At 60.1% G+C, this 12559-nt stretch carries 9 protein-coding genes; all 9 read left to right on the top strand.

Features of this window, described 5'->3' with window-relative positions; translation table 11 throughout:
• Positions 1-122 precede the first annotated feature (122 nt).
• The 9 genes from AC30NL_RS03975 to AC30NL_RS03935 all read left to right on the top strand — a co-directional run bounded on the left by AC30NL_RS03975 (position 123) and on the right by AC30NL_RS03935 (position 12337).
• Positions 123-1106: an ABC transporter permease gene (locus AC30NL_RS03975; protein ID WP_489462715.1), complete on the top strand. Its 984-nt coding sequence runs from the start codon at positions 123-125 to the stop codon at positions 1104-1106.
• 21 nt (positions 1107-1127) lie between these two features.
• Positions 1128-2594 carry an ABC transporter permease gene (locus AC30NL_RS03970; protein WP_489462714.1) on the top strand — a complete coding sequence of 489 codons (1467 nt, stop codon included), beginning with the start codon at positions 1128-1130 and terminating at the stop codon, positions 2592-2594.
• 165 nt (positions 2595-2759) lie between these two features.
• The gene (locus AC30NL_RS03965) at positions 2760-4655 is read left to right on the top strand and encodes an ABC transporter ATP-binding protein (RefSeq protein ID WP_489462713.1); all 1896 of its coding nucleotides are present in this window, start codon (positions 2760-2762) and stop codon (positions 4653-4655) included.
• 273 nt (positions 4656-4928) lie between these two features.
• Positions 4929-5579 carry an energy transducer TonB gene (locus AC30NL_RS03960; RefSeq protein WP_489462712.1) on the top strand — a complete coding sequence of 217 codons (651 nt, stop codon included), beginning with the start codon at positions 4929-4931 and terminating at the stop codon, positions 5577-5579.
• Positions 5580-5673: 94 nt separating this feature from the next.
• Positions 5674-6513: a MotA/TolQ/ExbB proton channel family protein gene (locus tag AC30NL_RS03955; RefSeq protein WP_489462711.1), complete on the top strand. Its 840-nt coding sequence runs from the start codon at positions 5674-5676 to the stop codon at positions 6511-6513.
• Positions 6514-6603: 90 nt separating this feature from the next.
• The gene (locus tag AC30NL_RS03950; RefSeq protein WP_489462710.1) at positions 6604-7032 is read left to right on the top strand and encodes an ExbD/TolR family protein; all 429 of its coding nucleotides are present in this window, start codon (positions 6604-6606) and stop codon (positions 7030-7032) included.
• Positions 7033-7140: 108 nt separating this feature from the next.
• Entirely contained in the window at positions 7141-7566 is a 426-nt protein-coding gene (locus AC30NL_RS03945) for an ExbD/TolR family protein (RefSeq protein WP_489462709.1), read from the top strand.
• Between the two features lie 163 nt (positions 7567-7729).
• Positions 7730-8935 (top strand): tetratricopeptide repeat protein, encoded by a 1206-nt coding sequence (locus tag AC30NL_RS03940; RefSeq protein WP_489462708.1) that lies wholly within the window; start codon positions 7730-7732, stop codon positions 8933-8935.
• A gap of 582 nt (positions 8936-9517) precedes the next feature.
• Complete coding sequence (locus tag AC30NL_RS03935) at positions 9518-12337, top strand: TonB-dependent receptor plug domain-containing protein (RefSeq protein ID WP_489462707.1); 2820 nt, start codon at positions 9518-9520, stop codon at positions 12335-12337.
• The last annotated feature ends 222 nt before the right edge of the window (positions 12338-12559 follow it).

The following is a 12559-nucleotide window of genomic DNA, read 5'->3' as shown; positions in this document are numbered from 1 at the left end:
GTCGTTGCAAATGCTCGCCATAGCACGAGCTATGGCTGCGCTTTGCGCCTGGATCAGGTGCCTTTTGACGTGCTGCTCGGACACGCTCGAAATACTCTCAGCCTCTAAGGGCTTTCCACGCGATGCTTTCCTATCTGACTCGACGCGTCATCTATGGCGCGCTGGTGCTTCTGGGCGTGAACCTGGCAACCTTCTTCCTCTTCTTTACAGTCAACACGCCCGACGACATGGCGCGCCTGAATATCGGCGGCAAGCGGGTGACGCTCGAGCTCATCTCCAAGTGGAAGGTCGAGCGCGGCTACGACAAGCCTCTGTACTGGAACAACAAGAAGGAGGGCAGCGAGAAACTGACCGACACGATCTTCTGGGATCGCTCAGTGTCGCTCTTCGCTCTGAATTTCGGTCGCGCCGACGGAGAGAGCGCGGGCGACATTGGCTATGAGGTGAGCAAGCGCATGTGGGTGAGCATGCAACTCGCGCTGCCACTGTTCATCCTGCAGGTGATCGCGAGCACGACATTCGCCTTGGTGCTGGTGATGTTCAGGCATACACGATGGGACCTGTGGGGCGTCGTGCTCTGCGTGGTGATGCTCTCGATCTCCAGTTTGTTCTACATCATCGTCGGGCAGTTCCTGTTCTCGCGCGTGCTGAAGCTCGCGCCGATTTCGGGGTACGCGCCAGGACTTGATGTGGTGAAGTTCCTGGTGCTTCCGATCGGTTTGTCGCTGCTCGCGCGACTGGGCGCTGAGGCGCGTCTTTATCGCGCGATGTTCCTCGAGGAAATCGGCCGCGACTATGTTCGCACTGCTCGCGCAAAAGGACTGTCTGAGGCGAAGGTTCTCTTCAAGCACGTGTTGCGAAACGCGCTCATTCCCATCATCACGAGCGCAGGGGCCTATCTGCCCTACGTGTTCATGGGAAGCCTCGTGTTCGAGAGCTTCTTCGGCATCCCGGGACTCGGCGCCTACGTCATCGATGCCATCACGAAGCAGGACTTCGCAATCGTTCGCACCATGGTATTCGTGGGCTCGCTGCTTTACATCGCAACCTACATCTTGATCGACATCGCGTACACCTGGGCCGACCCCCGCGTGCGTCTGTCCTGAGAGACTGAGAGTATTTCGATCATGCCGAAGTTTGTTCTTCTGTGGACCGACGTGGTCATCTGGCTGTTGTTCTTCATGATGCTGGGGTACGGCTGGCTCGTCTCGCGCAGCCCCACCTGGCGCGTGAGTTGGGGCAAGGTATTCCGCGATGCGCCGGCACTGGCCTGCGCTGTGCTGGTGCTGCTTTGCTTGCTGCTCACGCTCGTGGACAGCGTTCACTACCGTCGTGCGCTGCCTGCGGGCGCGGGCTCTGCGCCCGGCGCAGTGGCCTATGAACCTCGCACACGTTCCGCGCTCGATGCGATGCTGTCGCACCTTATCGACTCGCGCGAGCCGACATATTCCAAGCCGCTTGCGTACGTTGGTTTCCGCAAGGAGTCCGTCGAAGTCAACGGCAAGGTCGAGCGCGTGGCACCTCGCCTGCAGTTCGGTGGTGCGCACCTCAAGAACCCCGAACAGGAATGGGTTGGCGACGTGACCGCGCGTGCGATCAAGGGGCTGATCGGCGGTGCGATCGTGGCGGCCATCGTCAGCTTTCTCATGATTGCCGTACTCGCACGCAACGCGAAGACGACGTTTCGCGAAATGTGGCTGCGGGTGATACACGACGAGACGCCGATTCCCTGGCGCGTCGCGCTCATCACCATATTTTCAGTGGCCGTGGTCTTCGGACCCATTGTTGCGCTGATGGACTGGTACCACGTGCTCGGCACCGACCGCACCGGCAACGATGTGCTGTTCCAGGCGCTCAAGAGCATTCGCACCGCCTTTGTCATCGGCACGCTGTCGACGATTGCGACGCTGCCGCTCGCGGTCATCCTCGGCATCATGGCCGGCTACTTTCGCGGCTGGGTCGACGAGGTCATTCAGTACATCTACACCGTGCTGTCGTCGATCCCGAACATCCTGCTCATTGCCGCCTTCGTGCTGATGGTGCAGGTGTTCCTCGACAAGCACCCCGAGCTCTTCGAGACGGGTGCCGAAAGGTCCGACCTGAAGCTCTTCCTGCTGTGCGCCATTCTTGGCCTCACCGGCTGGGCGGGGCTGTGCCGGCTGCTTCGCGCCGAGACGATGAAGCTGCGCGAACTCGAATACGTGCAAGCCGCAAGTGCCTTCGGTGTCGGGTCGATGCGCATCATGGCCAAGCACATCTTCCCGAATGTCGCCCACCTGATGCTCATCACCACGGTGCTTGAGTTCTCCGCGCTGATCCTCTATGAGGCCGTGCTGTCGTATGTCGGCGTCGGCGTCGATCCGAGCATGAACAGCTTCGGCGGCATGATCAACCTCGCCCGCTCCGAAATGAGCACGGACCCGGTCGTGTGGTGGAGTTTCGCCGCCGCCTTCACCTTCATGGTCACCCTCGTGCTTGCAGCCAACCTCTTCGCCGATGGCGTGCGCGACGCATTCGATCCGCGCTCGCGCGTCTTCCGACCCAAGCGCATCAGCACGCGCAAGGCGCCTGCCACCGTGAACCTGAGAGGCTGAGAGTATTTCGATCATGCCCGCTCATCACGCCAAAAGACCCCTGCTCGTCGTTGGAAATGCTCGCCATAGCACGAGCTATGGCTGCGCTTTGCGCCTAGATCAGGCGCCTTTTGACGTGCTGCTCGGGCACGCTCGAAATACTCTCAGTCTCTGAAGCCCCATTCCATGTTGAACGTTTCTGATCTCAAAGTAGCGCTCGATGCCGACGTCGGGCAGGTCAAGGCCATTGATGGCCTGAGCCTGTCCATTGCGCGGGGTGAGACCATTGCCCTGGTGGGCGAATCAGGTTGCGGCAAGAGCATGACAGCGCTTGCGCTGATGAGGCTTCTGCCCGAGAACGGCAAAGTGACCGACGGCACGCTCGACATTGACGGCAATGAAATATTCTCGCTGCCTGAAGCGGCAATGCGCAAGATCCGCGGCGGCAAGATCGGGATGATCTTTCAAGAGCCGTCGACCAGTCTCAACCCCGTGATGCGTATCGGCGACCAGATCGTCGAAGCCATTGAAGCGCACACACCTGTGCGCGGGCAGGCTGCACGCGAGAAGGCCATCGACTGGCTGCGCCGCGTGGGCATTCCCGAGCCAGAGCGCCGCATCGACGAGTACCCGTTTCGCATGAGCGGCGGCCAGAAGCAGCGCGTGATGATCGCGATCACGCTGGCGGGCGAGCCCGACTTCATCGTGGCCGACGAGCCGACAACGGCACTCGACGTGACCATTCAGGCACAGATCCTCGACCTTCTGAGGCAATTGCAGAGAGAGCAGGGGATGGGCATGCTGCTCATCACGCACGATCTCGCCGTCGTGTCCGGTATGGCGCATCGCGTTGCGCTCATGTATGCGGGCCAGATCATCGAGGTCGCGACCGCCGAGGAATTCTTTCGTTCCCCGAAGCATCCGTACGCGCGATTGCTATTGCAGGCGCTGCCCGACACCAGCAAGCGCGGCGGAACGCTTGCCGCCATCGCGGGCACCGTGCCGCCGCTGTGGCAGGAGTTCAACGCCTGCCGATTCGCCCCGCGCTGCGACCGCGTCTTCGATACCTGCCGCAAGCGGCCTCCCGCGCTCACGAACCTCACGCCTACGGCGAGTGTGCGCTGCTTTCTCTATGAGCCGGCGGTCATGGCTGATGCGGCCAAGCGTGGAGATGCAGGTGATGTCGCACAAGCGTTGCCCGACACGCTTGCGACCGCTTCCCGTCCTGCGGCCTACGGTGTAGAGCCGGCATCGTCGGGAAGATCGAGCGGCGATGTTCTGCTCGACATACAAGACCTTCGCGTGAAGTTCCCCATCCGCAAGGGCATGCTGCGCCGGGCGCTGGATTCGTTCAATGCAGTAGACGGTGTCTCATTCACGGTACGCGCTGGTGAGACGCTGGCTCTTGTTGGTGAGTCAGGGTGCGGCAAGACAACCACCGGCAAGGCCATCGTGCAGCTGCTTCGCCGCCAGGCCGTGATCGAAGGCAAGGCGGACTTCAACGGCTGCGACCTCTTCACGCTCGAAGGCGACGCCCTTCGCACAGCGCGCCGATCGATCCAGATCATCTTTCAGGATCCCTTTGCTTCGCTCAATCCGCGCATGCGCGTCTTCGACATTCTCGAAGAGGGGCTGCTTGCGCTGCGCCCGGATCTCGACGCGACAACGCGACGTGCCAACCTCGAACGCCTCGTCGATCAGGTCGGGCTTCACCGCGATGCGCTTGCTCGCTATCCGCACGAGTTTTCGGGCGGCCAGCGGCAACGCATCGCGATAGCGCGTGCTCTCGCAGTCGAGCCCAGACTCATCGTGTGCGACGAACCCACTTCTGCGCTCGACGTGTCGGTGCAGGCGCAGATACTCAACCTGCTCAAAGATCTGCAGCGCGAGTTGGGCGTCGCATACCTCTTCATCACGCATAACATCGGGGTCGTCGAGTACATCGCAGACCACATCGCCGTCATGCAGCGCGGCCGCATCGAAGAGACCGGTACCGCGCAACGCGTACTGGATCATCCGCAGTCACAGTACACACGTACGTTACTCGCGGCAGTGCCACGAGTCGAGTCGGCGCCTGCCTGACGGAGCAAGTCGAACGACAATCTCTTGCATGTCCGTGCCCGCTGGCCAGAAGGCAGCGGGCCCTTTTTTGTTACTCTCCGCTGAGAGGCTGAGAGTATCTCGAGCGTGTCCGAGCCGCACGTCAAAAGGCGCCTAATCCAGGCGCAAAGCGCAGCCATAGCTCGTGCTATGGCGAGCATTTGCAACGACGAGCAGGGGTGGCGTGATGAGCGGGCATGTTCGAAATACTCTCAGCCTCTGATTCGCCAACTCGACTGTGGAGCTTCCCAGGACATGAACTTTTCCAAACGACAAGCCGACCCCAGACGACATCTCGTCGGGATCACGTTTGTCATTCTTATTCACGTCCTCATCGTCTGGGCTCTCGTGTCGGGTCTCGCGAAAAAAGTGGTCGATGTGGTGCGTGCACCTATCGAAACCAAAGTGATCGAGGAGATCAAGAAGCCAGCGCCTGCGCCGGAAATCATCGTGCCGCCGCCGCCCAAGATGGAAGCGCCGCCACCGCCGTTCATTCCGCCGCCGGAAGTGCATATCGCGACTCCGCCTGCTCAGCAGCCGACCATTACCGTTCAGCAGACCACACCTCCGCCGCCTCAGGAGTTTCATCCGGTGGAGCCCAAGGTTGAAGCGGCTGCTCCGGCGGCGCCGACGCCGCCTGCAGGCCCGGTGAACGTTCGTGCCGTGTGCACGAAGATGCCTCAACCGGAACTTCCTGGGCTGAACATCTCGGGTCAGATTTCCATGACGGCCAAGATCAGTATTGAAGGTGGAAAAGTCGCCAGTGTCGTGGTGGGCCAGTTCCGTGGCACGAGCGATCGCAAGGCGCAACGCTTGCTGGCCCAGGCCGTCGAGTCTGCAATCCGAGAGTACCAATGTGCAGGCGATGCCCAGGCTGTGCAGGAGTTCGTGTTCAACATCAATTGATCCAGAACTCTTCATGCCGCCTTGCCGTGCCCACAAGGTGGACGGCGAATTTTCATAAACCCATTTGATCTTCGGATTTCCAGGAAACCTCTGCATGTTCCCCCGCATCAATCAAGCCATCGCTGCCGCGACAATCACCCTCGCAGCAACTTTCGCCGTCGCTCCGGCTTGCGCGCAAGCTCCCGCCAGCGCACCGGGGGCCGAGGCCCCCGTTGTTGCCGCTCCTGCGCCGACTCCGCTTCAAGCAACGACCACCAAGGAGACGATCAACAACCCTTACGACATCAAGGCGCTGTGGGGGCAGGGCGACTTCGTGGCCAAGGGCACGCTGATGATCCTGGTCATCATGTCGCTCGGTAGCTGGTACATCTTGATCACCAAGCTGTGGGAAAGCATAAAGATCGGGAGCGAGGCCAAGGCCGCACGCAAAGGCTTCTTCAAGCACGCAAGCCTGGGTGATGCATCCAAGACCTTGAAGGATGGCAGCGCCTTCCGCTTCATCGCCGAGACGGGCATCGAAGCCAACGAGCATCACGAAGGCGCGCTGACCGAGCACATCGACCGCAACACCTGGGTCACGATGAGCGTGCAGCGCGCAGTCGATGACGTCCAGTCGCGTTTGCAAGATGGTCTCGCGTTCCTTGCCACTGTGGGCTCGACCGCTCCGTTCGTGGGCCTATTCGGCACGGTCTGGGGCATCTACAACGCGCTGACCCAGATCGCCATTGAAGGCCAAGCGTCCATCGACAAGGTGGCGGGCCCCGTGGGTGAGTCGCTGATCATGACCGCCATGGGCTTGGCGGTGGCGGTGCCCGCGGTGCTCGGCTACAACTGGCTGGTGCGTCGTAACAAGGTCACGATGGAGGCGGTGCGCAGCTTCAGTGCTGACCTGCATGGCGTGCTGATGGGTGCTCGCGCGAATAGCGTTCGCTAGCCAAATCACGACCCCACACCCGATTCCTTTTCTCGACGGGGAGTGTGGGCAAGATACTCTGCCTCACAAGCGATTCAAAGGAGCCTCAAGATGGCTATCAACGTCGGCAGTTCCGATGGCGGAGAAGACGAGGTCGTCTCGACCATCAACACCACGCCTTTGGTGGACGTGATGCTGGTGCTCTTGATCATCTTCCTGATCACGATCCCGGTCGTCACGCAGACCGTTCCGCTGAACCTGCCCAAAGAGAGCAACATTGCGCGCCAGACCAGGCCCGAAAACATCGAGATCTCGGTCAACAAGGATGGCGACGTGTACTGGAACACGCAACTCGTGCCCGACAACGAAGCGCTTTTCCAGCGCCTGAAGAAAGTGGCGACGATGACGCCGCAGCCCGAAGTACACATCCGCGGCGACGAGAAGACCCGCTACGAATCGGTGGGGCGGGTGATCTTCGCCTGCCAGCGCGCGGCGATTCTCAAAATCAGCTTCGTGACCGAACCGCCGCCCAAGGGTTGACACGACGCGAACCACATTCCGTTCGGCTGAGTTATCCGTCTAGGCGACGACCCGCTGACGCGCGGCTTCGATACCTCAGCCCGAACGGGTTACCGGAGAGACCGAATCATGGCAATGAACCTGAATTCCGGGGGCGGCGACCCGGAGGTGATGATGGACATCAACACCACGCCGCTGATCGACGTCATGCTGGTCCTCTTGGTGATGCTCATCATCACCATCCCGATCCAGTTGCACACAGTGAACCTGAACCTGCCCGCAGGCAATCCCCCGCCGCCGACCAAGGAGCCGATGGTGGTGACCGTCGACATCGACTTCGATGGCACGGTGCTGTGGAACGGCGAGACACTGCCCGATCGGGCCACGCTGGAAAAAAAATTGGCACAAGCTGCCGCGCAACCGGACCAGCCTGAAGTGCACATTCGGCCTAACAGACTCGTTGAGTACAAGTCCGTGGCCGCGGTGCTCGCGAGTGCGCAGCGCCTGGGCGTGACGAGGCTCGGCATGGTCGGCAATGAGCAATTCGTGAAGTAGTTTGGGCCATCAGCGTACTGCGCGTCTACCTCCCGAGAGGCACCACTCTCAACCTCTGAGGGTTGCCTCTGAGGGGCGGCGGAGCCGGACCTGCGAGCGAACGTGAGGGAGCAGCTTCGCTTTGCTCGCTGTTCGAATGCGCAACACAAGGACTGAATTTTTGATGCGACAAACCTTCATCAAGACCCTGGTGGCCTGCGCTTTGAGCGCAGCGCTCCTGGGGCAAGCGCAAGAAGCCGTGCGCCCCTACGTGGGCAAGCCGCTGCAGGCCGCGCAGGAACTCATCCGCGCGCAAAAGTACAAGGAGGCGCTGAACAAGGTGCGCGAAGCCGACGCCGTTGGCAACAAGACCGCCAATGAAAGCTACGTGATCGAGCGCATGCGCATCGCTGCGGCCAGCGGGGCGGGCGATGCGGAAACCGCGGCCAAGTCCTTCGAGGCGATGAGCGGGCGTATTAGCGCGGCCGACAAGCTGCGCATGATCGAATCGATCACTGGTGCCTACTATCGCGCCGGCCAGTACAGCAAGGCCCAGCAGTGGGGCCAGCGCTACTTCAAGGAAGCCGGCACCAGCAGTGCGATGCGCACCCTGCTCATCCAGAGCCAGTACCTCGCGGGTGATTTCGCAGGAGCCTCCAAGGAACTGACGACTGAGGTACAGCAAGCCGAACGCAGCGGCAGCGCCCCGGCCGAAGACCGGCTCAAGCTGCTGGTGAACGCCACGCTCAAGATGAATGACATCAACGGCTACGTGTGGGCGTTGGAGCGGTTGGTGACCTACTATCCGAAAAAGGAGTACTGGGTCGACCTGCTGAGTCGACTGCAGCGCAAGCCCGGCTTCAGCGACCGGCTCGCGCTCGACATCTACCGCCTCTCCTTGGCCACCGGCAGCATGAGTCAGGCCAATGACTTCATGGAGATGGCACAACTCGCCGCACAAGCGGGAAGCCCCAACGAGGCCAAGCAGGTGCTCGACAAGGGCTTCGCGGCCAACGTGCTCGGGGTTGGCCCGCAGGCCGATCGGCACAAGCGCCTGCGCGACCTGATCGTCAAGCGGGTGGAGGAAGGCAAGGCGGGCCAAGCCGCTGCGATTACCGAGGCCAAGGCGGCCAAGGACGGCACGGCACTCGTGAACATCGGCATGAACCTCGTATTCGCCGGCGACAAGGCGCAGGGCCTGCAGCTCATGCAGCAAGGTGTGGCCAAGGACAACTTGAAGCGCGCCGACGACGTGCAGTTGCATCTGGCCGTGGCACAGCTCACCGCGGGCGAGACCGCCAAGGCGCAGGCTACCTTGAAGGCTGTCGGCGGCAAGGATGGCACGGCCGACCTCGCACGGCTGTGGATGCTGCACACAAGGCGGAAGTGAGTCGACAGGTTGAGCGCTTCAAAGGCTCGACGAACTCCGCACACAAGCCGGCCGACAACGGACCCTTTTAGATCGTTCTCGCTCAGAGGCTGAGAGTACGTCGAGCGTGTCCGAGCAGCATGTCAAAAGGCGCCTGATCTAGGCGCAAATGCTCGCTATAGCTCGTGCTATGGCGAGCATTTGCAACGACGAGCAGGGGCCTTTTGGCGTGATGAGTGGGCATGATCGAAATACTCTCAGCCTCTCAAGGCATCCTTGAAAGGAGAATGCCATGATCTTGTGTATTCGGCGCGGTTTGCGTGCTCAACCGCGGTGCACGCAGCGTGCCCTTGTACCGTTGTAGCGACACAATTTGCAAGGAAACCCTTGTTGACGGACGGCAGGTGCTTGTGCACTCTCGCATATGTTCCGACACACGGCCTCGTCAATACGTCAATCCGCCAGAAGTCAAACTGGTTTCGATTCACGCTTGTGGGCAACCCTCCCGACCAGGCTCGGGAAGTGCCACGCTTGCTGGGATGGCGTTGGCCCCGACAGCGATTCGGGAGGCGAGATCAATTTCAACTTCATCTCGTCCGCAAAATGCAAAATCAACGCCACATGAAAATTGCAGCGGCCATCACGGGCTTGCTAACGTCGGCAAATCCTGCCTTCGCGCAAAGCGAAGCGACTACGACCCAACTGGAACGGGTAGAGATCACCGGCTCGAATATCAAGCGAATTGACACGGAAACGTCGTCTCCTGTGCAGGTGATCACCCGAGAAGGCATCAAGCGCACAGGCGCCACTACTGTGCGCCAACTCATTGACGCGCTACCGTCGTCGACCAGCGGCCTGTCAGACATCAATGGCAGCAATTCCTTCGCGGGGGGCGCCTCCAGCGTTTCTTTGCGCAACCTGGGCAAGCAATCGACGCTCGTGCTGCTGAACTTCCGCCGCGTGTCACCGTACGCGCTCGCGGACTTCAACGAGATTTTCACCAACGTCGACAGCTTGCCGCTGGATGCGGTCGAACGCGTCGAAATCTTGAGGAATGGAGCCTCGGCAATCTACGGTTCGGACGCCGTCGCAGGCGTGATCAACATCATCACGCGAAAGGACTATCGCGGCCTCGTGGTCGGCGGCGACTATGAGCGTTCGACGGTCAGCAAGAAGTTTGGCGAGAGGGCATTCCACATCACTGGCGGCTTCGGAAACCTGGATACCGATCGCTTCAACGTGCTTGCAAACATTGAGTTTTTCAAGCGTGACCAAGTCATCTGGCGGGATGTTCTCCAGCATGCGAACCCACTGACGCTGGCCATCATTCCGAAGGGCACGGGCCAGTTGTCGAGCTTTAGCTATCCCGGAAACATTATTGGTGTCGGACCGGTCCCTGGGTGTGACCCGAGCTTGGTCATCGGCGGCCTCTGCCGCTACGACCGCTACACGCGATTCGAAGCTCAACCCAAGGGCGATCGCGTGAATTCGCTCGTCTCGGGTCAACTCAAAATCAATGAGAGTGTGGAGGCCTTCGGCGAAGTGCTCCTTTCGCGAACGAAGACCACGTACATCAACGCCTTCCAGACCTACGGGTTCAATGCCGACGAGACCTGGGGTGATCCGTCGACGAACATGACGAAGAGTTTCTTCTATCGCGGCCTGCCGGTAGGGCATCCGCTAAATCCGACGAATGATGAGGTGGAGTTCAGATATCGCTTTGTCGATGGTCCGAGCGAACAGCAAGTGACGAGCGACAACTACCGGGTGCTGGCAGGCGTGCGCGGCACCTACAAGAACTGGGACTTTGAGAGTGCGGTGTCGTTCATGGGCTCTAAGGCTGATCAAGTTGAGCGCGGCCGTTTCAGCGATAGCGGCTTCAAGTCGGTGATTGGTGATTACGTATCGCTGGCTCCGGATTTCTTTAACAAGCCCGGTGGCTATCAGATCGGCCAGCCCAACTCACCGGCTGTGATCGACACGCTGTTTCCGCGGTTCGGCTACAAGGCTGAAACGAAGCAACTTGCCCTTGACGGCAAGATCTCCGGCGAATTGATGCATTTGGGTGGTGGGCCGCTGTCTCTGGCCACTGGCTTCGATCTTCGTCACGAAAAGATGAATATCTCGCCGACCGCAAATCTTCTTGCCGGCGATATCGTCGGTTTGGGGTTGGTCAGCACAGACGCAGCGCGCACCTTCGGTGCCGTGTTTGCCGAGTTGGACGCGCCGCTGACAAAAGAATGGGAAGCACAAGTCGCCGCCCGCATTGACAAGTTTCCAGGATTCAACGCGCACGTCTCCCCCAAGCTTGGCTTGCGCTATCGGCCAACAAAGGAGTTGCTGTTCCGCGGAACGCTCGAAGGTGGCTTTCGCGCCCCCAACCTGACCGAGAGCGCCACCTCCACCAAGTTCTCATTTGCTAACGGAGTGACCGATCCGAAGCGCTGCCCCCAAGCTTTAGCTTTGGCGACAGATCTTCGCGCCCAGTCTGATGCGTTGCCGGCCAGCGACCCGAACAAGGTGCTACTTGCAGCACAGGCGGACATTGTGGAGCAGGCAGAGTGCGGAGGTGGCGTGGCCAACATCACGTCGAACAATCCGACCCTCAAACCTGAAGTCTCCCGCGGCCTGTCGCTTGGCCTGTTGTTTGAGCCGACAAAGGACTTCAATGTCGGCATCGACTACTTCAACATCCACCGCAAGGACGAGATTGGACTGAAGTCGACGCAGGAAGTGCTGGCCGCCGAGGGTAATTTGCCTCCCGGAGTTTCTATCAAACGCAATCCTCTGGACGCGGATTCAGTATTCACCGCGGAGCAACAAGCGAAGTATGGAGTGACGTTTGGTCAACTGAGTTCGATCGTCAACCAGTTCGAGAACGTCTCCAGGACCAAGACGGAAGGGTTCGACTTTGCCGCCAATTCCAAGTTTGGACTTGGAAGCGGTAGTGTTGAGGTCGGGTTCCTCGCAACCTATGTCAAGTCGTACTATTCGTACAGCACGATCATCAACTCGTACGGAAATAACCTTGCTGGTACTTACGGCGTTCCGCGCCTTAGCGCATCGTTGACGGCAGCGTTGACCACGGGCCCATTCGTGAACGGCATACGCATCAAGCATTCGAGCGCGACAACTCTACAGACAGACTATTTCGACGATAACTGGAGCTTGGCGGGTTGCGCGGCCAAGGGCATTTCAGCCGACGACTGTCGCGTGGGGACGACCTCCCGTTTGGACTACTTTTTCAACTACACAGGGGTGAAGAACCTCACTCTCGGGGTCTATGTCCGCAACTTATTGAATCAATTCCCTGCATTCGATGCGCGGGCGCTGGCGGACACGGGCGGGAACATCATTCCCCAACAGGCGGAAGACGCTCAGCGCCGCGCGCTGAAGCTGTCGGTTGAATACAAATTCTTCTGATCGATTTGACGAGCGATCACTGAAAGCCATTGTGCAGGTGAGGTTCCCCGCAAAAAGGGCCTTTGCGGGCAGCGGAGAGGGCTTCAGGGACTGATCGGCGCAAGCGCTTGGCTGGCCTGAACCTCAGAGGCTGAGAGTATTTCGATCATGCCCGCTCATCACGCCAAAAGCCCCCTGCTCGTCGTTGCAAATGCTCGCCATAGCCAAGCTATGGCTGCGCTT

Source organism: Rhizobacter sp., from assembly GCA_021153565.1.
Lineage (GTDB): Bacteria > Pseudomonadota > Gammaproteobacteria > Burkholderiales > Burkholderiaceae_C > Albitalea.
The sequence above is the reverse complement of the archived record's forward strand: the minus strand, read 5'-3'. Positions and strand labels throughout refer to the sequence as shown.